The organism is Streptomyces sp. NPDC051822 (genome assembly GCF_044452745.1).
Classification (GTDB): Bacteria; Actinomycetota; Actinomycetes; order Streptomycetales; family Streptomycetaceae; genus Streptomyces.
On the sequence record NZ_JBITBZ010000019.1, the window covers coordinates 21,918 to 46,028 of the forward strand.

Genomic DNA, 24,111 nt, shown 5'->3' on the forward strand with positions numbered 1-24,111 from the left:
GAACAGGCCACTTCCGGCACCAGCCCGAAATTGCAAGAATCCGCAGCTGGGAGGCGCTCACATGCATGGATCCGCAGCATCTGTCGGCCCGGCCGCGGTCGACACCCCGCCCCGGGGAACACTCGATGAACTCGATCTCGCGCTCGTCAACGCGCTGCAGATGGCACCCCGCGCCCCCTGGGCGCAGTTGGCGCGCCCGCTCGGCGTGGACGCGGCGACGCTCTCGCGGCGCTGGGCCCGGCTGCGTGCCTCCGGCGAGGCGTGGGTCACCTGCCATGCGGCTCCCTCCCAGGTCGCGCACGGCGCCCTCGCCCTGATCGAGGTGTCGTGCGTGCCGCAGGCCCGGGAGGCCCTCGCCGACCGGCTCGCGCGACACCCGCACGCGATGAGCGTGGAGCTGGTGGCGGGATCGTGCGACCTGCTCCTGACGCTGGCCACGGCCACCAGGTCGTCGATGACCGCGTACGTCCTCGCTCTCGGCCGGGACGAGGCGGTGACCGGCACCCGCACCCATCTGGTGCAGCACCTGTACCAGGACGGAAGCGAGTGGCGCATGGACTCGCTCTCCCGCGATCAGCGGCGGGATCTGGCGGAGGCCGAGGACAGTGCCGCCCGTCACGCCGCCGCGGTCCTCGCGCCCGAGGACCGTGCCCTGATGTTCGCCCTCGCGCAGGACGGCCGCCGGTCCATCGCCTCGATCGCCGCCGAACTGGACCGGCCGGAGTCGACGGTGCGGCGGCTGCTGCACTCCCTGCTGCACGGCGGCAGAGCGGTACTGCGCGTCGACACCGCCCACGTGCACTCGGGCTGGCGCAGCTCGGCGACCGTCTGGATGTCGGTGCCGCCCGCGCAACTCACCTTGGCGGGTGACGAGTTGGGTCGACTGCGGAGCACCCGTATGGCGGCGTCGGTGTCCTCGGAGGCCAATCTGCTGAGCGTCGTGTGGCTGCACGCGCTGGACGACCTCGCCCGCTACGAGGCCCAGACCGCCGCCAGGATCACCTCCGTGCGCGTTCTCAACCGCGCGGTGAACCTTCGATGGATCAAGCGCATGGGGCGCCTGCTCGCCGACGACGGCCGCAGTACGGGCTTCGTTCCCATCGACCTGTGGGCCCCGGTCGCCTGAATCACGCCCGCCCGAGCGAGCTGCGGTTTCCCGCACAGCGCCCCCGGTCGTGGCGGATCCATGCAATCCGCGGGGCGGACGGGACCGGTCCATGAGGCTGACACCACCGGCAGACGGCCCACCGGCCGGCCTCAGCCCATGACCGAGAGGGACGCCCATGTCCAGCCACACGCCCGCCGGCGACGGCCTTGTCCACCTCAGCGCCACCGAGGCCATCCGGCTCTTCACCCGCCGCGAGGTGTCTCCGGTCGAGCTGATGCGAGCGGTCGTGGAACGCGCCGAGAAGGTCGAACCGCGGATCAACGCCTTCAGCGAGCGCCTCTTCGACGAGGCCCTGGAGCAGGCCGGGCACGCCGAGGACCGCTACCTCGGCAAGAACGGCCTGACGCCCCGCCCGCTGGAGGGCGTCCCGGTCGCGGCGAAGGAGAAGCACGCCATCCTGGGCCGCACCCTGACGGACGGCTCCCTCGTCCACGAAGGCCGGATCGCCACCGAGAACGCTCCCGTGATCGATCGCGTCCTCGACGCGGGCGGCATCATCCACGCCCGCACCACCACCCCCGAGTTCTCCCTCTCCACCTACACCCACTCCCGCCTGTGGGGCGTCACCCGCAACCCGTGGAACCTCGACTTCACCCCCGGCGGCTCCTCCGGCGGCTCCGGCGCCGCCCTCGCCGCCGGCACGACCCTGCTCGCCACCGCCTCCGACATCGGCGGCTCCACCCGCATCCCCGCCGCGTTCACCGGAACGGTCGGCTTCAAGGCTCCTTACGGCCGCAATCCCGGGCTCGGCGTGCTCACCGCCGACCACTACCGCGGTGACGGCCCGATGGCCCGCACGGTGGACGACACCCTCGCCTTCCAGAACGTCCTGGCCGGTCCCGATCCCCGCGACCACACCTCGATCCGCCCCAAGCTGACGCTGCCCACCGCGTACGAGGACGTCCGCGGCATGCGGATCGCCCTGTGCGTACGGCTGGGCGAGTACGACGTCCACCCGGAGGTCGAGGCCCACACCCGCGCGTCCGCCCAGGCCCTCTCCGACGCCGGCGCGCACGTGGAGGAGATCACCCTCCCCTGGACCCGTACCGAGCTGCTCACCTCGCTCGCCGGCCACTTCTCGACCATCTTCGGCGCCCTCGTCATCGAGGCCGCCGAGACCCGTCGCGACCTGCTGAGCCCGTACGCGGTCGCCTTCGCCGACGCCATGACGTACGCCCGCTCCCAGGTGAGTTACCTCGACTCCCTGCGCGCCGAGCACCGGCTGCAACGGGAGCTCGCCACCGCCATGGCCGGATTCGACGCCATGCTCTGCCCCACCACCGCCGTCCCCGGCTGGCACGCGGGCGACGACCTCGCGGGCGAGAAGATCGTGGTGCACGGCGAGGAGGTGGCCGACACGCTGTGGAGCGCCATGACCAGCCCCTTCAACATCAACAACCGCTGCCCCGTCCTCAACGTCCCCTCCGGCATGTCGAGCTGGGGACTGCCCACCGGCCTCCAGATCGTCGGCCACCCCTACGACGACCCGGCCGTCTTCCGCGTCGGCAAGGCCCTGGAGATCCTGCGCCCCTGGTCGTACGCGCGGATCGAGGACCGGCTGGCGTAGAGGCCTCTCGTTCTCGCCCCCCTCCACCAGCCCTCGCACGAAAGGCAGTTCCCGTGAGCACCACGCAAGGCGATCCGCTCTGGCCGACGTACGGCGAGCCGGACGACCTGAAGACCGTCGAGTCCGTCCCCCTGGAGGACCGCGGCCTGCCGGGTTCCACCTACGACGTTCTGGCCCGCGCCGCCGCGCTGTGGCCCGACCGGCCGGCGCTCACCGCGCTGCCCGGCGCGGAGCGGTGGACGCGTGGCGAGACCGTGGGCTTCGCCCGGCTGCGCGACGACGTACACCGCATCGCGAACCTGTTCCACCAGCACGGCGTCCGCCGCACCACCGCCGTGGGCCTGCTGACCCCCAACACCGGCCTGCTGCCCGCCGCACTCCTGGCCGCCCAGCTCGCGGGCATCGCCGCACCGGTCAACCCCTCCCTCGCCGCCGAGCACGCCGAACGCCTGCTGGGTCTCGGCGGGGCGAGGATCCTGGTCGCGGCCGGACCCGAACTCGACCCCGGCGCCTGGCGGACGGCCCGCACCGTGGCGGCATCGCTCCGCTGCTCGGCGCTCTTCGCGCTGCGCCCCGTCGGCGCGCCCGCCGCCGCCCCCGCTCTGGAGCCGGTCGAGGGGGTGGAGGTCGCCTATCTGCACGTCGCGGCCGCCGCCCAGCCGGCGGAACTCCGTCCCGGGGTGGTGCCCCCGAAAGCGGGTGACCTGGCCGCGTACTTCCACACCGGCGGTACCACCGGCGCTCCCAAGCTGGCCGCGCACACCCATGCCAACGAGGTGACCGACGCCTGGATGATCGCGGCCAACAGCCTGCTGGACTCCGATTCCGTCCTCTTCGCCGGGCTGCCGCTGTTCCACGTCAACGCCCTGGTCGTCACCCTCCTCGCGCCGCTGCTGCGCGGTCAGCACAGCGTGTGGGCCGGTCCCCTCGGTTACCGCGATCCGGCGCTGTCCAAGGTCATCTGGAAGATCGTCGAGCACTTCCGGATCGCCACCATGTCCGCCGTTCCGACCGTCTACGCCGGACTCGCCCGGGTGCCGCTCGACGCGGACATCACCTCGCTGCGCTTCGCGATCGTCGGGGCGTCCCCTCTGCCGCCTGCGGTACGCGCGGCGTTCGAGGACCACACCGGCGTCCCCCTGTGCCAGGGGTACGGACTGACCGAGGCCACCTGCGGCAGCGCCCGGAGCTTCCTGCGCGGACACCAGCGGCCCGAGGCGGCCGGGCAGCGCATGCCGTACCAGCGGGTGAAGACGGTACGGATCGACGGCGACGGCCGGTGGCACGACCTTCCGCAGGGTGAACCCGGCGTCCTCGCCATCAGCGGCCCCACCGTCTTCCCCGGCTACGTCGTGGGCCACGACGCCGACGGACCGCGCCTGGACACCCTCGGCACCGTGCGCGACGGCTGGCTCGACACCGGTGACCTCGCACGCGTGGACGCCGACGGCTTCATCCACCTGCTCGGCCGCGCGAAGGACCTGATCATCCGCGGCGGCCACAACATCGACCCCGCCGTCATCGAGGACGCGCTCCTCGCCCACCCGGCCGTCACCGGCGCGAGCGCCGTCGGCCGCCCCGATCCGCACTCCGGCGAAGTCCCGGTCGCGTACGTCACCCTGGCCCCCGGCGAGACCGCCACCGGCGCCGACGAACTGATCGCGTTCGCCGCACGACACGTACCCGAGCGAGCCGCGGCCCCCAAGGACGTCATCATCCTGACGACGCTGCCCCTGACCGACATCGGCAAGCCCTCCAAGGTGCCCCTGCACCTCGACGCCACCCGGCGCGCCTTCTCCGGCGCCCTGGCCGCCATCGGCATCGCCTTCTCCGACCGGCAGATCCGGTGCGACCTGACCGACGGCCGCCCGGTGGTGTCCCTGCCTCCGGTCTCCGACCCCGCCCTACGCCGCCGCATCACCACCCAGCTCGCCCCGTACGGCGTGGACTGGACGTTCACCGACGCGGACGGCGGCCGGCCCCGGGCTTGGGGCGGTCACGCCTGATCCGTGGCCAGCGGGGACAGCGGCCGCTCGAAGAAGGTCTCCAGGACCACCGTCGCCTGCGTTCCGCTGACCCCCTCGATGGCATAGATCCGCCGCAGCACGTCCTGCAGCTGCTCGGTGGTCGCGGTCCTGACCTTCACGAGCACCGAGGCGCTGCCGGCGATGACGTGCGCCTCCAGGACCTCGGGGAGCGCGGCGAAGTCCCGCGCCGAGTCACCCATCCAGGACGTCGAGTCGACCATCACGTAGGCCAGGACGGCGCTGCCCACGGCGGCCGGGTCCACGTCGACGGCGGTACGCCGGATGACGCCGCGCTCCCGCAGCTTCCGCACCCGCTCGTGGGCGGCACCGGCGGACAGGCCGACGGCCTGACCGAGCGCGGCGTAGGGCTGCGTGGCGTCCTGCTGGAGCTGCGCCAGCAGTGCGCGATCGATGTGATCCACAACTCTCCATTCGGAATCGACTAGCCAGGACAGTATCCCATCTTGCAACATGCGCCTCAGGCCGATTCACATTCGGCATGTGTGGGGTTTCGTGAGGAGTGGACTTCATGAGCGGCGACCGCCCGGGTCTTTACGAGATGCTTGACGACCGGTTCCGTACCGGCAGGTGCATGAACGGTGACGAAGCGCTGGAGGTCCTGTACACCGGCTGTCGTTGGGCCGAGGGGCCGATCTACGTGCCCGCCTGGCGCCAGGTGGTCTGGAGCGACATCCCCAACGACCGGATGCTGCGGTGGGACGAGGAGACCGGCGCCGTCAGTGTCTTCCGCCGCTCCGCCGGACACACCAACGGCAACACCCTCGACCGCGAGGGCCGGCTGATCACCTGCGAGCAGGGCAACCGCCGGGTGACCCGGACCGAGCACGACGGCACCGTCACCGTGCTGGCCGACCGGTGGCAGGGCAAGCGCCTGAACAGCCCGAACGACGCGGCCGTGAAGTCCGACGGCTCCATCTGGTTCTCCGACCCGGACTTCGGCATCACCAGCGACTACGAGGGGTACCGCGCGCAGAGCGAGATCGGCGCCAACAACGTCTACCGGATCGATCCGGCCACGGGCGAAGTGCGGCTGGTCGCGGACTGCTTCGGCGCGCCGAACGGGCTGGTCTTCTCGCTCGACGAGCGGCAGCTGTTCGTCTCCGACACCCGCGCGGGCTTCATCCGGGTCTTCGACGTACGCGACGACGGCACCCTGTCCGAGGGCAAGGTCTTCGCCGAGGCCGGAGCCCGCGGGAAGGCCCGCTTCGACAACCTCCGTTTCGACGACGGCGGACGGCTGTGGGCCGCCGCGATGGACGACGGCGTGCACTGCTACGACCCCGACGGCACCCTGATCGGCCGCCTGAACGTCCCCGAGGCGGTCGCCAACATCTCCTGGGGCGGCGCGAAGCGCAACCGCCTCTTCATCACCGCGGAGACCAGCCTGTACTCGGTGGTCATGGGCGTCACCGGCACGCACCCGACCGGACCGGGACGCCGGCCGTGGCCGGCCGGACCGGCGTTCGGCGATCCGGCTGGTGTGCTCCGATGACAGGGACACGAGAGCGCCGCGATGTGGGCCCTCCTGACGGCGGGTCGGACGAGCAGTCGACCCTGCTCGCGTTCCTGGACTACGTCCGCGACGCGGTGGCGGCGAAGGCGCGGGGCCTCGACGACGGGCAGGGCCGAACGCCCGGAGTGCCTTCGGGGACCAGCGTCCTCGGTCTGGTCAAGCACCTTGCCGCGGCGGAGGTGTACTGGTTCTCGTGGGCCTTCGAGGGGGCCGACATCGAGCATCCGGACCTCGGCATGGACCTTTCCGAGAAGGACAGCGCGGACAGTCTCCTCGCCGCCTATCGCGCTGCCGTGGAACGGTCGAACGAGGTCATCGAGCGCTGCGACGACCTGAGCCTCCCGTGCGCTCGGGCGGCGGGCAGAGGGGGCGTCGTGCGATCGATGCGGTGGGTGCTCGTCCACATGATCGAGGAGACGGCTCGCCACGCGGGCCACGCCGACATCCTCCGAGAGCAGGCCGACGGTTCCGTCGGCAGGTAGGGCGTGGGGCGTGGGGCGTAGGGCGCACGTGGCCCGCGGTCATCGGCATACCGCGGGTCACGTGCCCCTCCCCTCCCCCGTACCGGTCGCGTGCGCCGTACGGCGGCGCGGCTCAGGCCGGGGTCAGTTGATCGTCCAGCGCTGCAGGGGCGCTCCGGTGTCCGGCTGCTGGGTGACCGCGGCGCCGTCGGTGCCGGACGCGGTGGTGAGGACCAGACCGCTCTTCACGGAGGTGACGGTGTACGTGCCGCCCGCCTGCCGTGTCACGGTCCAGCGCTGGTTGGTGCCGCCGGTGCAGGTCCACTGGATCACCTTGGCGCCGGCGCCCGTCGCCCCGCCCTCGACGTCGGCGCAGAGCCCCGACTCGGCGTTGGCGAGCTCGTAGGAGCCGTCGGTGCGGCGGGTGAAGCGCCAGCTCTGGTTGGCGCCGCCGTTCGGGGTCCAGGTGACGAGCTGGGTGCCGGGGGTGGTGCTGTGGCCGGGGTTGTCCAGCGCCTTCCCGCTCGCGACAAGGGTGTGGCCGCCGTCGGGGATCGTGCCGGGGGCCTCGCCGACGGGGGTGAGGGTCAGGGTCTGCTCGTTCGCGGTGCGTGTCCCGCCCACCGCGTTGCCGGTGCTGTTGGTCCAGGTGCGGGTGGGGGTCGTCTCGACCGGTCGGTTCGAGGCGGCGGACATGCCGATCACGAGGCCGCTGTAGCGGTTGACCAGTCGGTACGTGCCGTTCGGGGAGCCGTTCGCGGCGGAGGTGCCGGGGATGACGAACCACTGCTGCCCGACGCCGGGGCCGCCCGCCTGGGCCGCGGTGACCGTCGGCCTGGTACCCCAGGCGCGGGTGCTCGTCGTGGCGGAGTCGACGCCGAGGAGGTGTCCGGTGGCGCCGTTGGCGATGCGGTACGAGCCGTCGCCGTTGGTGTGGAAGATCCACGATTCCAGGGCGGCGCCGGTGGCCGACGGCACGGACGTGGTGGCCGTGCCTCCGGTGACCTGGGCGAGCACCCGGCCGCTCGCGTCGGCGACGCGGTACGCCTTGTTCGTGTCAACGGGCGCGGCGGGTGCGGAGGTGTCGATCGCCAGGTTGACGTACTCGCTGGACGTTCCGCCCGAACAGCCGAAGGAGCAGTAGGAGCGGAAGTTCCTGCCGACGATCCCGGAGCCGGTCTTGTTCACGCCGTCGAGGAACCAGCGGTACCAGGACGCGTTCCGGTAGCTGCCGGTGTCCCCGAGTCGGAACCACTTCTGGGTGGCGAGGTTGTCGGTGGCGTAGATCTCCTGGGGCGCGTTGCCGCTCTGGTCGACGGCCTGCGGCTCGCCGATGTACAGCCCCAGGTGGGCGTTGTACGTGATGTCCATGACGAACAGGGGGGAGGTGGCGGGCATGGTGCCGGCCGCGACCTGCTGGCTCACGGTGCCGGGGTTCGCCGGGTCGTACTCGTCCCCGACGGGGGTGTAGCCGGTCCCGCCGGAGGTCCCGACCGGCGTCATGTTGCTCTCGCGGCCCCCGACACCGGGCTCGGTCCAGGCTCCGTCGTACCACTTCCTCCACGAACCGGGCGCCATCTTGGCGGAGATGGGGGCGCGGGCCACGTGCGCGTGGAAGGCCTTCCAGCCGCCGTTCTTCTCCACGATCCGCGAGCCGTAGAAGGCGTAGAAGTACCCCGAGGCGGTGTCGACGAACAGGCGCTGGTCGCCGTCGCCGTAGTGGTAGGTCTGCTGCGGGAAGGCCGCCGTGTCGCCCCGCCGGGTGCTGTACGGGGAGGTGATGACGTGGCTCTTGATGGTCCAGGTCCTGCCCTGGTCGGTGGAGACCGCGTAGTCGATCCCGTCGTAGTGGACGCCGTCACCGAACGGCTGCGGGGTGAACTCGTTGTGCACCAGGCCGTACCAGTCGCCGGTGTCCGGGTCGACCCACACCCCGGCCAGGTCGCAGAAGTTCCGCTGGGAGTACCCGGAACCGGCCGGCGGCGGGGTGGACTCCAGACCGGTCGGGCTGTTGTTGCACCGCCAGGTCGTGTCGTTGTTCCTGTCGTCGGCGTTCGCCGGGTTCACGGCGTCGCTGAGGGCGCTCGACCGGACGGCGGTGTCGAAGTTCGTGCCGGTGTAGAAGTTCCACTTCCGTTCCTGCGTCGCTCCGTAGAGCGCGTGGGCCTGCTGGAAGTAGAAGGTGCCGTCCTTGTCGATGTAGGTGCCGGCCGGCGTGTCGTCGGGGTGGGTCCACGATCCCTTCGCGCCGACGGTGACCTGGTACGTGGCGGCGGTGGCGGCCGTCGACGCGGATGTGCCCGCCGTGGCCGGAGGGGCCGCCGCGGCGCCCCCTCCGGCCACCGCGAGGGATACGGCGAGGGTCACGGCGAGAACCGTACCGAGCGGACTTCTTGCAGGAGTTGACAACGGGTACTCCCTGGGCTGGTCTCCGTGCGCCGCGCTCCACGACGGCGCATCCACTGCCGACCGGTGCCGACGGCGGCTGGTTACACAGAAGCGCGTGGCCGTCGGCCGTGCACATGGACGCTCGCCCACGGGGCTTGGATTTTCCGGCTGGAACGCGGTCGGCGTCCCGCGGGGGATGATGGGGACGGAATGACGGAACGCGAGGTCAGGAGCTTCCATGGCGAAGCCGGTTCACCAGCCCCGTGAGGACGCGGAGTTCGATTTCATCCTCCGGATGAGCAGAGTCCCGGTCCTCGCCTACTTCATCGGGACGTGGCCCAAGGCCATCGAGCCCTGCCGGGCGATGGACCTCGTCGTGGGCGACGTCGCCGACGCGTACGCGGGCCGCCTGACGGTCGTACGCGCCGACATCGCGCGCTGCCCGGCGGCGACCGAGCGGTACGGGATCACGGGAGCCCCCTCGTACGTCCTCCTGAGGGACGGAGAGGCGCTGGCCCACGGTACGGGGCCCCTGACCGGCACGGAGGTACGGGAGCTCCTCGACGCCCACCTCTGAGAGCCGGGTGCGCCCTCACCGGGTACGCGCCCTGGCCAGGCCTTTCGGTGATGCGTGGCGGAGGGGTGGCGCGGAGCGATGAGTTTCGGGTGGCCTGGCGGTCTGCCCTGTATGGAGAACACCTCACGCATGGAACAGATCGACCTGGGAGCGGCGGCGGAGCGCGTCGCCCGGCTCGCGGAGGGCATCGCCGACGAGCGGCTCGGCGACCCGACGCCCTGCCCCGAGTACACGGTGGGGGTACTGCTCGCCCACGTCGCCGGGCTGAGCGTCGCCTTCCGCGACGCGGCCCGCAAGCACTTCGGGCCCACGACCGACACCCCGCCCGGCTCGTCCCGGCCGGTACTGGCGGACGACTGGCGGACGGCACTGCCGAAGGCGGTGGACGAACTGGCCGCCGCCTGGCGGGAGCCGGGCGCCTGGGAGGGCGACACGCGGGCCGGCGGGATCGACCTGCCGGCCGCCGTCATGGGCCGCATCGCCCTCGACGAACTGCTGATCCACGGCTGGGACCTGGCGCGGTCCACCGGACAGCCGTACGAGGTGAGCGAGGAGGAACTGAGGGTCTCCGAGGCCCTGCTGACCCCGACCGAAGACTCCTCCGGCCAAGGTTTCTTCGGCCCGATCGTCCCCGTACCGGCCGACGCACCCCTCCTGGACCGCGTGATCGGCCTCAGCGGCCGCCACCCCGACTGGCGCCCGGCCTGATCGGCAAGACATCCCCTAGGAACGGCGGTGGTCCGATCGGGGCCGTACGTGGTCCACTGAAGCTCTTCGTGGACGGATCGGGGGGAGCGGGGGACACGTGGGAGACGGCGCGATGGTGGCCAGGGGGTTCGCCGACGCACGGCGTACGGCGGTCGGAGCGCTGTTGGTGCTCGCTCTGATCAGCGGGTGCGGAACCCAGGGCGGCTCGGGCGGCTCGGACGGAGGGCGCGTCGCGGCCGACGCGCCCAGCCGATCGGCCGAGCAGAACCCGCCGGTGGAGGTCAGGCGGGACAGGGATCCGGTGCTGAGGCGGTTCCCGCAGCTGGGGAACATCACCGGCGTCGAGTGGGCCTCGGCTCCCCTCGGCAGCGGGTCCTCCCGAGTGCCCGGTCCCACCGACTTCCGGTTCTCCGGTGTGGCGACCCTCGCGAAGGCGGACGTGCGGCGGCTCCAGACCGAGTACGACTGGGTGCCCGGCCAGACGCCACCGTCCGTCCTGGAGGCCATCGCGCCCGAGGTACCCGCGGGCACCTCGTGGCAGATGAGCGAGGGTTTCACCTCGGCGGTCACCGGCGACGTGTACACGGCGACCTTCCTGCTGGATCCCGCGACCGGCGTCATGGTCTTCGACGCCGTCAACCCGAACGTCGTCGACGGCGCCTAGGTCGTTTTCTCCTGGTCGTCCACCACCTCACCCGGCTCAACGCGCGCGTGACCGCCGCCTTGCGGTGACTGAGGTCGACGGCGGTCGCCTTGGCAAGCGCGTACGCCATGTCGGGGGTTCGAGGAACCAGGTGTGGCCGATCCCGTCGCGCAGCGGGAGGTCGCGGAAGTGCGCGAGATAGCCGAACGCGTGTTCTCGTACCGCCGCGCGGGCATCTCGGCGTACTTCGCCACGGCGGAGTCCTTGCCGTCGGCTCCGATCGCCAGGCGGGCCCGGATCCCACGCCCGCCCCCGGGCGTCGACGCGTCCGGGAAGCCGGGCCGCCTCGGTGTCGGGGCCGGCCGAGCGCGGTGCTGGCAGACTCCGCCCCATGACCAACGACTCCGACTGCGACTCCGTTCACACCCTCTCGGTGGTGCCGCTGACCGCCGGCCACGCCGACGAGGTCGTCGCGATCTACCAGGCCGGCATCGACGAGGGCGACGCCACCTTCGAGACCACCGCTCCCACCTGGGAGCAGTTCGACGCGGCCAAGCTGCCCGAGCACCGCTTCGCCGCCGTCGACGCCTCGGGCAGGGTCCTGGGCTGGGTGGCGGCCACCAAGGTCTCCGACCGGTGCGCGTACGCCGGTGTGGTCGAGCACTCCGTCTACGTCCACCCCGGCGCCCGCGGCCGGGGCGTCGCCGCCGCCCTCCTGAAGGCGCTCGTCGCCTCCACCGAGGCGGCGGGGATCTGGACGATCCAGGCGGGGATCTTCCCGGAGAACGCGGCCAGCCTCGCCGTCCACGCGCGGGCCGGCTTCCGGGTCATCGGCACGCGCGAACGCATCGGGCGCATGAACGGCGGCTGGCGCGACACCGTCCTAGTCGAGCGCCGCAGCACGACCGTGGTGTGAGCGCGACGCCGGCCCCGGGCCGGCTGCGCGCTCAGACCAGGCGGGTCAGGAGTTCGGCGAAGAGGCCGGGGCGGCCGAAGTAGCCGATGTGCGAGGTGGCAAGGGTGTGCACGTCGAACGGGTTGTGCGGGGTCAGCGCATCCGCCTCGCGGATCATGAGGTCCTGGACGGACGGGGTGAGGCTGCGGTCCTCGGAGAGACGGACGTACGTGTGCGGGACGCGCCCCCAGCCGTCGGCCCTGACCAGCGCCGCCGGGGCGAGGACCGCGTAGTTCTCGTCCGGGTCCAGTGAGTCGAGCAGCAGCCGGAACCGGTGGTCCGTCGCGTCGGCCATGACGGCGGCTTTCAGGGCGGCGAACAGTTCCGGATCGGCGTGGGCGCCGCGCCAGTTCAGCCGTACGACCCCGGGATCGGGCAGGTCCGTCGGCACGGCGATACGGGCCGCCGCGGCGTCCAGCAGGTTGTCGTCGACGGCGTCCCACGGCTCGGTGAGCATCGCCGGGTCGCTGAGGCAGAGCGCCGAGAGGTAGACCACTCGGTGCAGGAGTTCGGGAACCGCGTTGGCGACGGCGCTGATCGTGAGACCGCCGAGGCTGTTGCCGACCAGGATCACCGGACCGCGTGCGGCGATCCGGCGCAGGACGCCGACGACATGCGTGACGTTGTCGTGCAGGGTGACGCCGCTCATCGGGGAGGGCGCGGTGGCCAGTGCCGCGGTGTCCTGGGGGTGGCCGTAGTACGCGGCGGGGCCGTCGGCCAGGTCGCCGTGGCCGGGCAGGTCGACGGCGTACGAGCGGTGTCCGAGCAGGGCCAGTTCGTTCTGCAGCGGGCCCCAGGCCTTGGCGTTGCTGGAGCCGCCGTGTACGAACACGAACGTGGGGCGCGGGTCTGCGCGCATGGTGAGGATCCTCGTCATCCGGAGGTGAGGTGAACGGCGGACGTGTGACCCGGGGTCGGCGACGGCCGACACGGCAGGGTCAGGACGCCTAACGGATGCGGCAGGAAGGCCAGTTGTGGATGACGTGGCAACACATGCCGCTGACGCTAACAGGCGGGCACAGCGCCGGACGAGCCGTTTTCCCGCCGGAAGCCCGGTGCCGCGACGCCTACCCGGGCCCGCCCGGCGAGTGGTGCCTCAACGACCGGCGTACGGCAGCAGGGCCATCTCGCGGGCGTTCTTGACGGCGGCGGCGAGGGCCCGCTGCTGCTGGGCCGTCACCCGGGTGACGCGACGGCTGCGGATCTTCCCCCGGTCGGAGATGAACTTCCGCAGCAGATCGGTGTCCTTGTAGTCGATGTACGTGATCCCGGCCGCGTCGAGCGGGTTGGGCCGGGGCGTGGCGGGCTTGCGGGCTTCGTGGCGTCGGGCCATGGGCGTATCTCCTTGTACGGGCTCTTCGGGCGGTGTGATCAGGTCGTACGAGGTCAGGAGGCGTCGAGAAGGGAGTCGAAGGCGGCAGGGAGGTGCTTCCACGCCTCGCGGCCCGAGCCGTACTCCTCGTCCGTCAGCAGGCAGGAGTCGAGGAGCCGTTCCAGCTCGTCCCGGTCGAGGCCGGGTGACGTGAACACCAGGTGCTGGCAGCAGTCGCCGTGGTCGGGGTGCCAGTCGAGGGCGGCCGCGGCACGGCGCACGGCAGGGACCATGTCCCAGGCCGCGTCCGGCAGCGACGCCAGCCAGGGGCCGACGCTCTCGACGCACAGCGCCCCGCCGGCCGCGTCCCACGCGAGCAGCGTGTCGGGCCGGTCGGCGAGCCAGAACCGGCCGCGGCTGCGGGCGGCGGCGCAGCACAGGTCTTCGAGCGCCTGGTAGAGGCGCTCGGGGTGGAACGGCCGGTGGCGGCGCCAGACGAGCGTGGAGACGCCCGCCTCGTCGGCCTCCTGGGGCAGCAGCGCGCACGCGGGGTGCTGAGCCGCGGCGGCGGCCTCGATGTCGACGCCGGCGAAGGCGGCCCGGACGAGTTCGGCGGACGCGGAACGGGCGGGTTCGCCGGAGGAGGAGTCGGAGGAGGGGTCGGAGGAGGAGTCGGATGCGGGGGCGGCCGGGACCCGGCGCGCGGTGGGGTGCAGCTGCGCGAGGAGGGCCCGGTCCTCGTCGTCGGCCTCGTCGTTGTCGACGACGGCGAGGACGGGCGCGTACTCCAGCTGGCGGGCCCAGGTGTCCCCGACGGTGCGCTGATCGGTGGGGGCAGCAGCGAGGCCGGCCTCGGCCAGGTCGTCGCCGTTGGCGAGACAAGGCAGGACGAGCGCGGGGTCCACTGCGGTGATCACGCCGGTCAGCGCCAGCCGGTCTCCGCCGTGTCCCGCGACGACCTCGGCCATGGCCTTCGGTTCGACCGAGTCCCACAGTTCGACCACGGCGAGCCGGGTCAGGCCGGCGTCCGCCATCCGCTCCAGTTCGGGGACCAGGTCCTCGCGCAGGGCGCAGCACGCGCAGTCGTTGACCAGGGGGGTGTCGTCGCGGGAGACGGGGCCCGAGGCGTCGCGGATCACGCGGAGCACGGTGCCGTCGGGTGCACCGGACAGGTCGTGGTGCAGTGCCACGCTGCCCTGGACGGTGTGCAGGAGGCGCTCGACGACCTCCCGCCGCGCGTCGGCGTGCATGCCGGCGACGATCACCACGGGGAGCTTGCCTTCGTGCTCCATCAGCGGGCTCCGTAGCGGCGCTCGAAGCGTTCGACGCGGCCGGCGGTGTCGAGGACGCGGGCGGTGCCCGTGTAGAAGGGGTGGCTCGCGGAGGAGATCTCCACGTCGACGAGCGGGTAGGTGTTGCCGTCCTCCCAGTCGATGCTCTTGTCGCTGGTCATGGTGGAGCGGGTGAGGAACGCGGTGCCGGAGGCGGAGTCGCGGAAGACGACGGGCCCGTAGGCGGGGTGGATGCCGGGCTTCATTGCGGGGCCTTTCGGTGGTCGGGCGGGGGGGTGGGGGCAGCGCTCCGCGGCGTGCCACGAGAGGAGTATATGGCAATGGTTTTCATTACCAAGACGGGGGCCCCTGGGGCGGAAGGGGCGCATCGGCCAGATTGATAATGGGATCCATTTTCATATAGCCTCGCCGTGCTCCTCCTCCCCCCAGACCCCTAGGAGATCCCTGATGGCCGTCCCGAAGCGGAAGATGTCCCGCAGCAACACCCGCCACCGCCGCGCCCAGTGGAAGGCGAGCACCCCCCAGCTCGTACCCGTCACCGTGGACGGGTCGGTGTACCAGGTGCCGCAGCGCCTGGTGAAGGCGTACGAGCGCGGCCTGCTCCACCCGGAGGGCTGAGCCCCCATGACGCCCACCGAGCGACTCCCCGTCACCGTCCTGTCCGGATTCCTCGGCGCGGGGAAGACCACCCTCCTCAACCACGTCCTCGGCAACCGCGAAGGACTGCGCGTCGCGGTCATCGTCAATGACATGAGCGAGGTCAACATCGACGCGGCGCTCGTGCGCGGCGGTGAGGCCGCCCTGTCCCGTACCGAGGAGCGACTGGTCGAGATGACCAACGGGTGCATCTGCTGCACCCTCCGCGACGACCTCCTGGAGGAGGTCGACCGGCTGGCCCGCGAGGGCCGCTTCGACCATCTCCTCATCGAGTCCAGCGGCATCTCGGAACCCATGCCGGTGGCCGCCACCTTCTCCTTCCCCCGGGACGACGGGGCCACCCTCGGCGACCTCGCCCGCCTCGACACGATGGTGACCGTCGTGGACGCCGCGAACTTCCTGCCGGAGCTGGACGCCGGCGACGAGCTCGCCGAGCTCGGCCTCGCCCCCTACGAGGACGACGAGCGCACGGTCAGCGATCTCCTGGTGGAACAGGTCGAGTTCGCGGACGTCATCGTCCTGAACAAGCTCGACCTGGTCGGTCCTGACGAGGCCCGTCGGCTCCGCGCCACCCTCTCCCGGCTCAATCCGGAGGCGCGTGTCGTTCCCGCCGTGCGCGGACGCGTGCCGCTCGAACAGGTCATGGGCACCGGCCTGTTCGACGTCGAGCGGGCCCAACAGGCCCCCGGCTGGGTCAAGGAGCTGAACGGCGACCACGTGCCGGAGACCGAGGAGTACGGCATCTCCTCGCTGGTGTACCGCTCCGGGCTGCCGTTCCACCCGGGCCGGCTGTGGACCTTCGTCACCAAGGGGATGGACAGCGGAACCTACGGGCGCGTGCTGCGCTCCAAGGGCTTCTTCTGGCTGGCCACGCGGCCCCGGGTCACCGGACTGTGGTCGCAGGCCGGCGCCGTCGCCCGGTTCGAGCCCTCGGGGGCCCGCGGCCCGGAGACCGCACAGGGGCAGGAGCTGGTCTTCATCGGCACGGGACTGCGCGCCGACGCCCTGCGCGCGGCTCTGGACGCCTGCCTCCTCGCACCGGGCGAGCCCGTACCCGCCGACGACGCCTTCCCCGCGTGGGAGACGTACGGCATCGAGGACGCCTGCGAGCACGAGCAGGCGGCCTGAGGGCAGACGCCACCCGGGGCCCCGGCGCACTGCGCGGCCCGGCGACCGTCATCAGCGAGGTGAGCGAGGCGCACCGCATCGACCGGCTCGGATCGACCGGTTCGGATCGACCGGTCCGCATCGACCGGTCCGGTACCGGAGGGCCGCCCCGGTGACACGAGTGGCGCCGAACGAGTGGACTCGCCGGTCCGCGGGCGGGACGGCGGGCCCTCGGCCGTGGGTGCCGGTGGTGAATGGCCGTCCGAGACCCGTGACCCGGAAGAGGCATCCCCCGATGCGACGTACCTCCCACCGCCGGCTGTTCGCCGCGACGCTGCTCGTGGCGTCCGTGCTCGCCCCGATGGCGGCCACCCCCGCCACTCCCGTACACGCCGCTCCCGCATCCGCCGCGAGCGCCGTCCTGCACGGTGAGGACGACTGCCCGCCGGGCGGTCTCGGCCCCGAGCTGACCGCCCGGCTGGACAAGTCGATCGAGGACGTCCGCAAGCAGGCGGGCATCCCTGGTGTCGTCGTCGGACTCTGGATGCCGGGCAAGGGCAGCTACGTCCGTGCGACCGGGGTCGCCGACACCGCCACCCGGCAGCCGATGTTCGCCGACAGCTTCGTCCGGATCGGCAGCGAGACCAAGACGTTCACGGTCACCGCACTCCTTGAACTCGTGGACGACGGCCGGGTGCGCCTCGACGAACCGATCTCGAAGTACGTCCGCCACGTGCCGAACGGCCACCGGATCACCCTGCGCCATCTGGCCGAGATGCGCAGCGGTCTGTTCCCGTACACCTCCGACCCCGGCTTCGTGCAGGACCTGCTGAGCGACCCGCAGCGCCCGTACACCCCGCACGAACTGCTCGCGTACGGCTTCAAGCACAAGAACACCTTCGAGCCGGGCCAGAAGTTCGAGTACTCCAACACCAACCTCGTCCTGCTCGGCCTGGTGGTCGAGAAGGTCAGCGGCCACCGGCTCGCCGACTTCATCCACCGGCGGGTCCTCCGGCCGGCCGGGCTGCACCACACGCTCTTCCCCCAGGGTGCCGAGTTCCCCGAGCCGCACGCGCGCGGCTACACGGACCAGACGCTGAGCGGTGCGGTCGCCGACGCCACGGACTGGAACCCGAGCTGGGCGTGGGCGGCCGGTGCGATGATCTCGAACCTGCACGACCTGCGGCGCTGGGCGAAGGTCGTCGCCACCGGCGAACTGCTCAGCCCCGAGACCCAGGCGGAGCGGCTCAAGACGCTGCCGACCACCTTCCCCGGCACCCGCTACGGTCTCGGCATCTTCGAGACCAACGGGTGGATCGGGCACAACGGCTCCATCCCGGGGTACGAGACGGTGACGGTCTACCTGCCGTCGAAGAAGGCCACCATGGTCGTCATGATCAACACGGACTCGCTCCACGAGGGCCAGGAGCCGTCCACCCTGCTCGCCCGGGCGATCACCACGATCGTCACGCCGGAGAACGTCTACGCGGGCGCGGTGGTGCCGCACTGATCGCACCGAAGGCGGCGCACAGAAGGTGAAACGAAGAGTGGCAAGGGGAGTAATCACCTCTTGCCACTCTTAACTTATAGCGCACAGGGGGGCTTGCGGCAAGGCCCCGGTGGTACCGCAGAATCGCTGATCTCAGCCATCCCCTGCAGAAATGGGAGCCCCATCCCGTGCGTGTGCTTTCGTCGGTGGACCAGTCGTACGGCACCAGCGCCTTCGACCTTCCCGACCGCCTCTCCCCCAAGGCCGACCCGGCGCTGATCGCCGGTGACGAGCAGCACTTCGCGGCCATCGCGAAGAGCCTCGACGAGTCGGTCGCGGAGCTCTCCGAGCGGCTGGACGCGACGCGCAGGGCGCCCGGCGGCGCCGGCCGGGAGGCGATGGACCGGGACGCGGAGATCCACCGGCTGACCGGCCGCCTGCGCACCCTGCGCCGCTTCGGCCTGGACCTGTGCCTCGGACGCGTCGTCGGCGAGGACGGCAGCGAGCCCGTGTACGTGGGACGCCTCGGCCTCACCGACAGCACGGGGCACCGGCTCCTCGTCGACTGGCGCTCCCCCGCGGCCGAGCCGTTCTTCGCGGCCACCCACGCCCGCCCGATGGGGCTCGCGAGCCGCCGCAGGTACCGCTGGACCGCCGGCCGGATCAGCGACTACTGGGACGAGGTCTTCACCGCCGACGGCCTGGAGGAGCACGCGGCCCTCGACGACCAGTCCGCGTTCATCGCCAGCCTCGGCGGCAGCCGGTCCCCGCGGATGCGCGACGTGCTCTCCACCATCCAGGCCGACCAGGACGCCGTCATCCGGGCGGGCTCGCGCGGCACGCTCGTCGTCGACGGCGGCCCCGGTACGGGAAAGACGGTCGTCGCGCTGCACCGCTCCGCGCACCTCCTCTACGCGGACCCGCGCCTCGGTCACCGCAGGGGCGGCGTCCTGTTCGTCGGCCCGCACCAGCCCTACCTGGCGTACGTCGCCGACGTGCTCCCCAGCCTCGGCGAGGAGGGCGTGCAGACCTGCACCGTGCGGGACCTCGTCGCGGAGGGCGCGAAGGCGTCCGCCGAGCGCGACCCGGAGGTGGCCCGCCTGAAGTCGTCCGCGGACCTGGTGCGGGCGATCGAGGCGGCCGTCAGGTTCTACGAGGAGCCGCCGGCCCGGGGGGTGACGGTCTCGACCGACTGGGCCGACATCCGGCTGACCGCCGACGACTGGGCCGAGGCCTTCGATGCGCCGGAGGCCGGTACCCCGCACAACGAGGCGCGGGAGCAGATCTGGGACGAGCTGGGCACGATCCTCCTGGCCAAGCTCGACGGCGAGGTCCCGGAGGACGCGGTCCGCGGGGCGCTGCGGCAGGACGAGGAGCTGGCCGGGGCCCTGCACGGCGCCTGGCCGCTCCTTGAGGCCGCCGACCTCGTCGGGGACCTCTGGTCGGTCCCCGCCTACCTGCGCAAGTGCGCTCCCTGGCTCGACCGCGAGGACGTCCACAGGCTCCAGCGGGCGGACGCCCAGGCCTGGACGGTGTCCGACCTGCCGCTCCTGGACGCGGCGCGGCAGCGGCTCGGCGACCCGGAGGCGGCACGGCGCATGCGCCGGCAGCGGGCCACGGTCGCCGCCGAACGCGCGCGCATGGCCGACGTCATCGACAACGTGCTCGCGGCGGACGACGACGGCGAGGGCGCGGTGACGATGCTCCGCGGCCAGGACCTGAAGGACAGCCTGGTCGACGAGGCCGCGCTGCCGGGCACCGAACCGGACCTGCTCGCCGGGCCGTTCGCGCACATCGTCGTGGACGAGGCGCAGGAACTGACGGACGCGGAATGGCAGATGCTGCTGCAGCGCTGCCCGTCCCGCAGCTTCACCGTCGTCGGGGACCGCGCCCAGGCCAGGAACGGGTTCACGGAGTCATGGGAGGAGCGGCTCGAACGGGTCGGACTCGACCGGATCACCGTGGCGTCCCTGAGCATCAACTACCGGACGCCGGAGGAGGTCATGGCGGAGGCCGAGCCGGCCATCAGGGCGGCGCTCCCCGACGCCAACGTGCCGACGTCCGTCCGCGCCGCCGGCATCCCGGTCGTCCACGGATCCGTGACGGAGCTCGACACGGTCCTCGACGACTGGCTCGCCGCCAACGCCGACGGGACCGCGTGCGTCATCGGCGCCCCCGGGTTCCGGCCGACGTCCCGCGTCCGGTCGCTGACCCCGTCGCTGTCGAAGGGCCTGGAGTTCGACCTCGTCGTCCTCGTCGACCCGGACGCCTTCGGCGAGGGGATCGAGGGAGCGGTCGACCGCTATGTCGCGATGACCCGCGCGACCCGGCAGCTCGTCGTCCTCACCGGCTCCTGACGAGTTCGCGACGCGGCCGCCCCTTCGGGCCCGGGCCCGAAGGGGCGGCCGGGCCTGGCTCCGTGGGGCGAACCGGTGGGGTGCGTGGGCGCGCCACGGCCGATCCTGCGATGAGATGACGTATCGATGGGTTCATGACTCACACATGCGAGCCCACCACGGCATCCGTTCTCGGCGACCCGGGCGTTCCCGGTGGGGAGTGCCCCGAGGTCGCGTCGCTCGTCGCGCCCTACCTGCGCATCATCCGTTCCGCGCTTCCCCCCGTGGAGGCGGAACGATTCTTCGTACGAGCCCTGGACGCGCACGAGGAGGAGCGGCGCCGGGCCGGGGCGCTCCAGCTCGGGTTCAGCGCGTACCTCTGGGACGGTCTCGGCGACAGCTGGGGCAAGTCCCTGGCGCACACCTCGGCCTGGGAGGCCATGCAGGCCATCCGCCACCTCGTCCGCAAGGCGCCCCGCGCCGACCTCGCCGCCTACCTGCGCCTCGGGCTCCGGCACGCCCGCGAACTCGGCACCGGCTCCCCCGGCCGGGCCCCGGTGGCCGTGGGCGCCTGACACGTCAGCGGCCGGGCCGTCCCGTCCAGGGGTCCGCGCCGGGGTCGGTGCCCTCGGCGCGGGAGGCGAGGCGGTCGACGTAGTGCTGCCAGCCCTCGGCGTGTTCCTCACAGGCCTCCGTCGAGGGGAGGCCGCTGTGGATCAGCCGGAGGAGCGTGCCCTCCGGCTCGGCACGCAGGGTGATCTCGACCGTGCTGGAGCCGGGCGCCACAGGCGTCGGCCCCGACTCCCAGGTACCGGAGCCGGGTGCGGCGGCCGTGGGGTCCGGCTCCCATCCCCAGCTGAAGACGACCCGTCCGGGCGGGTCGACGGTGATGAAACGGCCGGACGCGACGGCGGCGCCGGTGACCCGGGTGCGGTAGGAGCCGCCCGGCTCGAAGGAGAACGTGCCGTCGACGCCCATCCAGGACAGCCACTTCCCACGGTCGGAGAGCAGGCCGAAGACCGTCTCCGGGCGGGCGGCGATGTGCCGTTCCAGGGTGACCGTGTCCATGGGAGTCGGAAGGACCGGGGAGACGGGAGGGGGCGGGGGCACCGTCGAGGCCGGAGGGACCAGAGGGGTCGGGGGAACGGGAGGGACGGGAGGGAGCGCGGGCCCCTGAGGAATCAAGGGGTCCGGAGGGACCGAGGGGTCCGGAGGAGTCAGGGGGTCCGGAGGGTTCAGGGGGTCTGGAGGGTTCGTCATCAGGGCTTCTCGCTTCACTCGCCCGGGGACGGCCGCCCGGCGGCCCCCGGCACATCCCGGTCCACGGCCCTGTCCGGAACCGCTCGGTCCCCTCTTTGCGCAGCGTAACCAGAGACGCGCCCGCAGGCACCTTGAGCCGGCGGGACCGCCGGTGGGCACGGGTGGCGACGCCGCGGTCAGTCGGGCAGGCCGACCGCCCGTTCGCCGTTGCGGCGCTGCTGGACGACGACCGCGACCACCAGCAGGACGCCCTGGGCGACGTTCTGCCGGAAGGAGTTGATGCCCTGGACGGTGAGGCCGTTCTCCAGACAGCCGAGGAGCGCGACGGCGAGGAGCGTGCCGCCGATTCCGCCCTTGCCGCCGCGCAGGGCGCAGCCGCCGAGGGCCGCCAAGAACAAGGAACTGGCCTACGCCTTCACCGAGTTCGCCACCACCGGCGCCGGCGCGAGCAGCCGGGTCGCAGCGGGCGCCTTCCCCGCCACCCGCGCCGACTGGTCCTACCTGCCGTACCAGGTGTACGCGAACTCGGTCTTCAACGACACCGTCGGCAAGGCGTACGTCTCACCGACCAAGCTCTCCGAGGGCCTGAAGGCGTGGCAGGAGGCGAGCGTCACGTACGGCAACGAGCAGGGCTTCACCGTCAACAAGTAACAGGAAGCCGGCCCTACGCGTACTGGGCGATCTGGATCAGGTTGCCGCAGGTGTCGTCCAGGATGGCGACGGTGACGGGGCCCATGTCCACGGGCTCCCGGGTGAAGCGGACGCCGAGTCCGCGCAGCCGCTCGTACTCGGCGCGCACGTCGTCCACGGCGAAGGACGTGAGCGGGATGCCGGCCTCGACCAGCGCCTTCTTGTACGTCTGGGCGGCGGGGACGGCGGTGTCGGGCTCCAGGACGAGTTCGACGCCGTCGGGGTGCTCGGGCGACACGACCGTCAGCCAGCGGTACTCGCCGAGGGGGACCTCCGTCTTCTTCACGAAGCCCAGCACGTCGGTGTAGAAGCGCAGGGCCCTCTCCTGGTCGTCGACGAGGAGGCTGGCCAGGTTGATCCTCATGGGTGCTCTCCGGCGGGTGGTTCGGGTGTTCGGATCGTGGAACTTCTAGCATCCCTGCCCGCTCGCGGCGGCGGGACGCGCCGGGACCCGCCGCGCCGGGGTCCCGGTCGTCGCGACCGGAGCACGCGCGCGTAGCGTGACGGTGTCGGCTCCGTCGTCTCTCACCACTGGAGATCGCCTGTGTCCAGCGCTGTCCCGACCCGTACCGCTGTCGTGGAATCCCTCATGGAGCGCTTCCCCGGGATCCCTCCGGAGGCCGTGTTCAAGGAGGACCTGCTGCGCGGCGGGCTCGCCTTCGACCCGGCCGCGCTGAGCGGCAACGAGGGGGGCGAGGTGAAGCCGAAGTCGTACTTCATCTTCTCCTTCGACCACCGCACGCTGCCGGAGCTGGGCGAGGCGGCGCTGAACCGCCCGCCGGAGGAGATCGTGCTGACCGGCGGTCCGTACGGTCTGCGCCGCACGGTGGTGTCGGTGCGGGTCAACCCCTCCTCGCCGTACCGGGTGGCGCCGGACGCCGACGGGGCGCTCGCGCTGTTCCTCGACGGGGTGCGGATCGCCGATGTCGGTCTGCCGCCGATGCCGGAGTACTACCGGCACCCGCTCTCGAACGGCAAGTCGGTGATGGAGGTCGCGCCGACGATCCAGTGGGGCTATCTGATCTACCTGACGGTCTTCCGGGTGTGCCAGTACTTCGGCGCCAAGGAGGAGTGCCAGTACTGCGACATCAACCACAACTGGCGCCAGCACAAGGCGGCGGGGCGTCCGTACACCGGGGTGAAGCCGGTGGACGAGGTCCTGGAGGCCCTGGAGATCATCGACCGGCACGACACGGCCCGTACGTCGACCGCGTACACCCTGACCGGCGGGGCGGTCACGTCCCAGGTCGGCGGTAAGGACGAGGCGGACTTCTACGGGCAGTACGCGCGCGCGATCGAGGAGCGCTTCCCCGGCCGCTGGATCGGCAAGGTCGTCGCCCAGGCCCTGCCGAAGGAGGACGTGCAACGCTTCCACGACTACGGCATCCGGATCTACCACCCCAACTACGAGGTGTGGGACCGCCGGCTCTTCGAGCTGTACTGCCCCGGCAAGGAGCGCTACATCGGCCGGGACGAGTGGCACCGCCGGATCCTGGACTCGGCTGAGGTCTTCGGGCCGCGCAACGTCATCCCGAACTTCGTCGCGGGTGTCGAGATGGCCCGTCCCTCCGGCTTCCTGACCGTGGACGAGGCGATCGCCTCCACCCGGGAGGGGCTGCGTTTCTTCATGTCGCGCGGGATCACTCCCCGCTTCACCACCTGGTGCCCGGAGCCGACGACCCCGCTGGGGCGCGAGAACCCGGACGGCGCTCCGCTGGAGTACCACCTGCGTCTCCTGGAGGCGTACACGGCGACGCTGGAGGAGCACGGGCTGACCGCGCCGCCCGGGTACGGGCCCGCCGGTCCGGGGCGGGCGGTGTTCTCGGTCAGCTCGTTCATGGACGCGCTGTCGCCGGCGCCGGGCGAGTGACCTCGGCCGGGTCATGAGTGAGGGCCGGTACCCCTGTGGGGGTACCGGCCCTCACTCATGGGCGCCGGTT

The 24,111-nt window shown here is 72.0% G+C and carries 24 protein-coding genes and 1 pseudogene; 16 read left to right on the plus strand and 9 right to left on the minus strand.

Translation table 11 applies throughout. From position 1 onward, the window contains the following. Window positions 1-61: 61 nt before the first annotated feature. The 3 genes from ACIA8N_RS35355 to ACIA8N_RS35365 all read left to right on the plus strand — a co-directional run bounded on the left by ACIA8N_RS35355 (window position 62) and on the right by ACIA8N_RS35365 (window position 4,741). Window positions 62-1,126 (plus strand): Lrp/AsnC family transcriptional regulator, encoded by a 1,065-nt coding sequence (locus ACIA8N_RS35355; RefSeq protein WP_365779758.1) that lies wholly within the window; start codon window positions 62-64, stop codon window positions 1,124-1,126. 157 nt (window positions 1,127-1,283) lie between these two features. Then, window positions 1,284-2,735 carry an amidase gene (locus ACIA8N_RS35360; protein ID WP_365779756.1) on the plus strand — a complete coding sequence of 484 codons (1,452 nt, stop codon included), beginning with the start codon at window positions 1,284-1,286 and terminating at the stop codon, window positions 2,733-2,735. 53 nt (window positions 2,736-2,788) lie between these two features. Continuing rightward, window positions 2,789-4,741 carry an acyl-CoA synthetase gene (locus ACIA8N_RS35365; RefSeq protein WP_365779754.1) on the plus strand — a complete coding sequence of 651 codons (1,953 nt, stop codon included), beginning with the start codon at window positions 2,789-2,791 and terminating at the stop codon, window positions 4,739-4,741. Here ACIA8N_RS35365 and ACIA8N_RS35370 read toward each other — a convergent pair. Continuing rightward, window positions 4,732-5,184, minus strand: a complete 453-nt coding sequence (locus ACIA8N_RS35370; RefSeq protein ID WP_365779752.1) for an Lrp/AsnC family transcriptional regulator — start codon at window positions 5,182-5,184, stop codon at window positions 4,732-4,734. The genes ACIA8N_RS35365 and ACIA8N_RS35370 overlap by 10 nt on opposite strands. 107 nt (window positions 5,185-5,291) lie before the next feature. Between ACIA8N_RS35370 and ACIA8N_RS35375 the strand changes: the two genes are divergently transcribed. Both ACIA8N_RS35375 and ACIA8N_RS35380 read left to right on the plus strand, forming a co-directional pair. Continuing rightward, window positions 5,292-6,275 carry an SMP-30/gluconolactonase/LRE family protein gene (locus ACIA8N_RS35375; protein ID WP_365779750.1) on the plus strand — a complete coding sequence of 328 codons (984 nt, stop codon included), beginning with the start codon at window positions 5,292-5,294 and terminating at the stop codon, window positions 6,273-6,275. Further along, on the plus strand, window positions 6,272-6,778 hold the full coding sequence (locus tag ACIA8N_RS35380; RefSeq protein WP_365779748.1) for a DinB family protein: 507 nt from the start codon (window positions 6,272-6,274) through the stop codon (window positions 6,776-6,778). Before ACIA8N_RS35375 ends, ACIA8N_RS35380 begins: the two co-directional genes overlap by 4 nt. 123 nt (window positions 6,779-6,901) lie before the next feature. Here the strand turns inward: ACIA8N_RS35380 and ACIA8N_RS35385 are convergent, their stop codons facing one another. Continuing rightward, entirely contained in the window at window positions 6,902-9,124 is a 2,223-nt protein-coding gene (locus ACIA8N_RS35385; RefSeq protein WP_365779746.1) for an RICIN domain-containing protein, read from the minus strand. Window positions 9,125-9,383: 259 nt separating this feature from the next. On the opposite strand from ACIA8N_RS35385, the gene ACIA8N_RS35390 reads away from it, so the two are divergent. The 4 genes from ACIA8N_RS35390 to ACIA8N_RS35405 all read left to right on the plus strand — a co-directional run bounded on the left by ACIA8N_RS35390 (window position 9,384) and on the right by ACIA8N_RS35405 (window position 11,989). Next, window positions 9,384-9,722: a thioredoxin domain-containing protein gene (locus ACIA8N_RS35390; RefSeq protein ID WP_365779744.1), complete on the plus strand. Its 339-nt coding sequence runs from the start codon at window positions 9,384-9,386 to the stop codon at window positions 9,720-9,722. A gap of 129 nt (window positions 9,723-9,851) precedes the next feature. Beyond that, complete coding sequence (locus tag ACIA8N_RS35395; protein WP_365779742.1) at window positions 9,852-10,430, plus strand: TIGR03086 family metal-binding protein; 579 nt, start codon at window positions 9,852-9,854, stop codon at window positions 10,428-10,430. Window positions 10,431-10,527: 97 nt separating this feature from the next. Further along, window positions 10,528-11,094 carry a hypothetical protein gene (locus ACIA8N_RS35400; protein WP_365779739.1) on the plus strand — a complete coding sequence of 189 codons (567 nt, stop codon included), beginning with the start codon at window positions 10,528-10,530 and terminating at the stop codon, window positions 11,092-11,094. A 370-nt stretch (window positions 11,095-11,464) separates the two neighbouring features. Beyond that, a complete protein-coding gene (locus tag ACIA8N_RS35405) occupies window positions 11,465-11,989 on the plus strand; it encodes an N-acetyltransferase family protein (RefSeq protein WP_365779737.1) in 525 nt (174 codons plus the stop codon). Between the two features lie 31 nt (window positions 11,990-12,020). Here the strand turns inward: ACIA8N_RS35405 and ACIA8N_RS35410 are convergent, their stop codons facing one another. The 4 genes from ACIA8N_RS35410 to ACIA8N_RS35425 all read right to left on the minus strand — a co-directional run bounded on the left by ACIA8N_RS35410 (window position 12,021) and on the right by ACIA8N_RS35425 (window position 14,877). Continuing rightward, window positions 12,021-12,887, minus strand: coding sequence for an alpha/beta fold hydrolase (locus ACIA8N_RS35410; protein ID WP_365779735.1), 867 nt, complete (start codon window positions 12,885-12,887; stop codon window positions 12,021-12,023). A gap of 237 nt (window positions 12,888-13,124) precedes the next feature. Further along, window positions 13,125-13,361, minus strand: a complete 237-nt coding sequence (gene rpsR, locus ACIA8N_RS35415) for a 30S ribosomal protein S18 (RefSeq protein ID WP_365779733.1) — start codon at window positions 13,359-13,361, stop codon at window positions 13,125-13,127. 53 nt (window positions 13,362-13,414) lie between these two features. Next, window positions 13,415-14,632, minus strand: coding sequence for a GTP-binding protein (locus tag ACIA8N_RS35420; RefSeq protein WP_365779731.1), 1,218 nt, complete (start codon window positions 14,630-14,632; stop codon window positions 13,415-13,417). Further along, window positions 14,632-14,877, minus strand: coding sequence for a type B 50S ribosomal protein L31 (locus ACIA8N_RS35425; protein ID WP_030223408.1), 246 nt, complete (start codon window positions 14,875-14,877; stop codon window positions 14,632-14,634). The genes ACIA8N_RS35420 and ACIA8N_RS35425 overlap by 1 nt, the downstream gene beginning before the upstream one ends. Window positions 14,878-15,079: 202 nt before the next feature. Between ACIA8N_RS35425 and rpmF the strand changes: the two genes are divergently transcribed. From rpmF to ACIA8N_RS35450, 5 genes are all read left to right on the plus strand, one after another. Beyond that, window positions 15,080-15,250, plus strand: a complete 171-nt coding sequence (gene rpmF, locus ACIA8N_RS35430; RefSeq protein WP_365779728.1) for a 50S ribosomal protein L32 — start codon at window positions 15,080-15,082, stop codon at window positions 15,248-15,250. 6 nt (window positions 15,251-15,256) lie between these two features. Beyond that, a complete protein-coding gene (locus ACIA8N_RS35435; RefSeq protein WP_365779726.1) occupies window positions 15,257-16,417 on the plus strand; it encodes a GTP-binding protein in 1,161 nt (386 codons plus the stop codon). A 274-nt stretch (window positions 16,418-16,691) separates the two neighbouring features. Continuing rightward, window positions 16,692-17,906, plus strand: a complete 1,215-nt coding sequence (locus tag ACIA8N_RS35440) for a serine hydrolase domain-containing protein (protein WP_365779724.1) — start codon at window positions 16,692-16,694, stop codon at window positions 17,904-17,906. 167 nt (window positions 17,907-18,073) lie between these two features. Further along, window positions 18,074-20,242, plus strand: a complete 2,169-nt coding sequence (gene helR / locus ACIA8N_RS35445; protein WP_365779722.1) for an RNA polymerase recycling motor ATPase HelR — start codon at window positions 18,074-18,076, stop codon at window positions 20,240-20,242. Between the two features lie 134 nt (window positions 20,243-20,376). Continuing rightward, complete coding sequence (locus ACIA8N_RS35450) at window positions 20,377-20,796, plus strand: hypothetical protein (RefSeq protein WP_030223422.1); 420 nt, start codon at window positions 20,377-20,379, stop codon at window positions 20,794-20,796. Window positions 20,797-20,800: 4 nt separating this feature from the next. Here the strand turns inward: ACIA8N_RS35450 and ACIA8N_RS35455 are convergent, their stop codons facing one another. Continuing rightward, window positions 20,801-21,289 carry an SRPBCC domain-containing protein gene (locus ACIA8N_RS35455; protein ID WP_365779719.1) on the minus strand — a complete coding sequence of 163 codons (489 nt, stop codon included), beginning with the start codon at window positions 21,287-21,289 and terminating at the stop codon, window positions 20,801-20,803. Between the two features lie 368 nt (window positions 21,290-21,657). Further along, window positions 21,658-21,879 carry a hypothetical protein gene (locus ACIA8N_RS35460; RefSeq protein ID WP_365779717.1) on the minus strand — a complete coding sequence of 74 codons (222 nt, stop codon included), beginning with the start codon at window positions 21,877-21,879 and terminating at the stop codon, window positions 21,658-21,660. Here ACIA8N_RS35460 and ACIA8N_RS35465 point away from each other — a divergent pair. Next, window positions 21,860-22,132, plus strand: a pseudogene (locus tag ACIA8N_RS35465) (sugar ABC transporter substrate-binding protein); the annotation flags it as partial. The gene ACIA8N_RS35460 and the pseudogene ACIA8N_RS35465 overlap by 20 nt on opposite strands. A 13-nt stretch (window positions 22,133-22,145) precedes the next feature. Here ACIA8N_RS35465 and ACIA8N_RS35470 read toward each other — a convergent pair. After that, on the minus strand, window positions 22,146-22,535 hold the full coding sequence (locus ACIA8N_RS35470) for a VOC family protein (RefSeq protein WP_365779715.1): 390 nt from the start codon (window positions 22,533-22,535) through the stop codon (window positions 22,146-22,148). Window positions 22,536-22,760: 225 nt separating this feature from the next. On the opposite strand from ACIA8N_RS35470, the gene ACIA8N_RS35475 reads away from it, so the two are divergent. Next, window positions 22,761-24,041: a radical SAM protein gene (locus ACIA8N_RS35475; protein WP_365780127.1), complete on the plus strand. Its 1,281-nt coding sequence runs from the start codon at window positions 22,761-22,763 to the stop codon at window positions 24,039-24,041. Window positions 24,042-24,111 lie beyond the last annotated feature (70 nt).

Coding starts and splice junctions, on each gene's coding strand:
- ACIA8N_RS35395 (WP_365779742.1), top strand. CDS start 9,852: ATGGAACAGATCGACCTGGGAGCGGCGGCGGAGCGCGTCGCCCGGCTC.
- ACIA8N_RS35375 (WP_365779750.1), top strand. CDS start 5,292: ATGAGCGGCGACCGCCCGGGTCTTTACGAGATGCTTGACGACCGGTTC.
- ACIA8N_RS35450 (WP_030223422.1), top strand. CDS start 20,377: ATGACTCACACATGCGAGCCCACCACGGCATCCGTTCTCGGCGACCCG.
- ACIA8N_RS35440 (WP_365779724.1), top strand. CDS start 16,692: ATGCGACGTACCTCCCACCGCCGGCTGTTCGCCGCGACGCTGCTCGTG.
- ACIA8N_RS35390 (WP_365779744.1), top strand. CDS start 9,384: ATGGCGAAGCCGGTTCACCAGCCCCGTGAGGACGCGGAGTTCGATTTC.
- ACIA8N_RS35470 (WP_365779715.1), bottom strand. CDS start 22,535: ATGAGGATCAACCTGGCCAGCCTCCTCGTCGACGACCAGGAGAGGGCC.
- ACIA8N_RS35355 (WP_365779758.1), top strand. CDS start 62: ATGCATGGATCCGCAGCATCTGTCGGCCCGGCCGCGGTCGACACCCCG.
- ACIA8N_RS35425 (WP_030223408.1), bottom strand. CDS start 14,877: ATGAAGCCCGGCATCCACCCCGCCTACGGGCCCGTCGTCTTCCGCGAC.
- ACIA8N_RS35455 (WP_365779719.1), bottom strand. CDS start 21,289: ATGGACACGGTCACCCTGGAACGGCACATCGCCGCCCGCCCGGAGACG.
- ACIA8N_RS35420 (WP_365779731.1), bottom strand. CDS start 14,632: ATGGAGCACGAAGGCAAGCTCCCCGTGGTGATCGTCGCCGGCATGCAC.
- ACIA8N_RS35360 (WP_365779756.1), top strand. CDS start 1,284: ATGTCCAGCCACACGCCCGCCGGCGACGGCCTTGTCCACCTCAGCGCC.
- ACIA8N_RS35435 (WP_365779726.1), top strand. CDS start 15,257: ATGACGCCCACCGAGCGACTCCCCGTCACCGTCCTGTCCGGATTCCTC.
- rpsR (WP_365779733.1), bottom strand. CDS start 13,361: ATGGCCCGACGCCACGAAGCCCGCAAGCCCGCCACGCCCCGGCCCAAC.
- rpmF (WP_365779728.1), top strand. CDS start 15,080: ATGGCCGTCCCGAAGCGGAAGATGTCCCGCAGCAACACCCGCCACCGC.
- ACIA8N_RS35405 (WP_365779737.1), top strand. CDS start 11,465: ATGACCAACGACTCCGACTGCGACTCCGTTCACACCCTCTCGGTGGTG.
- ACIA8N_RS35410 (WP_365779735.1), bottom strand. CDS start 12,887: ATGCGCGCAGACCCGCGCCCCACGTTCGTGTTCGTACACGGCGGCTCC.
- ACIA8N_RS35380 (WP_365779748.1), top strand. CDS start 6,272: ATGACAGGGACACGAGAGCGCCGCGATGTGGGCCCTCCTGACGGCGGG.
- ACIA8N_RS35475 (WP_365780127.1), top strand. CDS start 22,761: ATGGAGCGCTTCCCCGGGATCCCTCCGGAGGCCGTGTTCAAGGAGGAC.